Below are 685 nucleotides of genomic sequence, written 5' to 3' on the forward strand. Positions count from 1 at the left end.
CACGGCGGCGCACCCGCGGCACACGACGGCCGGACGGCCCCCGGCGACGGCGACCCGCGCGGCTCCACGGCGGCGCGCCCCGGGCACGGCGACGACCGGTGGGGATCCGGTACGGGGACGGGAGCAGGACCCGGGCACGGTGACGCCGTCCCGAACGCGCCCGGCACCCAGGACGTGCGCCGCTCCGCGGCGGCGGCCCCCGGATACGACACCGACCGCGACGCACCCGGCCCGGGGGACCACGGCTCCGCGGCAGTGGGCGGCGGACACGGCGACGTACCCGCCGGTGGCCCGAACGCACCGGGCACGGGCGGCCGGCACGGTCCAGCAGCGGGCCCGGACTACGGCGACGCCGGCCGAACCCCACCCGGCACGGGCGACCGGCACGGCTCCGCGGCAGACCACCACGGCTCCGCGGCAGCGGGCCGCGGACACGGCGACGTACCCGGCGGCGGCCGGAACGCACCCGGCGCGGGAGACAGACACAACTCCAGGGCAGCGGACCCCGGGTACGGCGACACCGACCGCACCCCACCCCGCACGGCAGACCACCGCACCGCGGCAGCAGACCCCGGGTACGGCGACGACGGCCGAAGCGCACCCGGCGCGGGCGACGACCCGCGCGGCGGCGAGCGCGCCGCTCCCGGCCGGTCCGCGCCCGACGCCGGGGCCGCGTACGGCGCGG

Annotated in this window: 1 pseudogene; it reads left to right on the plus strand. The window is 81.6% G+C overall.

The features are described 5' to 3' along the window. Positions 1 to 685, plus strand: a pseudogene (locus ABD317_RS37485) (hypothetical protein); the annotation flags it as partial.

It is taken from the genome of Streptomyces synnematoformans, assembly GCF_039531005.1.
In the GTDB taxonomy this organism is placed as follows: Bacteria; Actinomycetota; Actinomycetes; order Streptomycetales; family Streptomycetaceae; genus Streptomyces; species Streptomyces synnematoformans.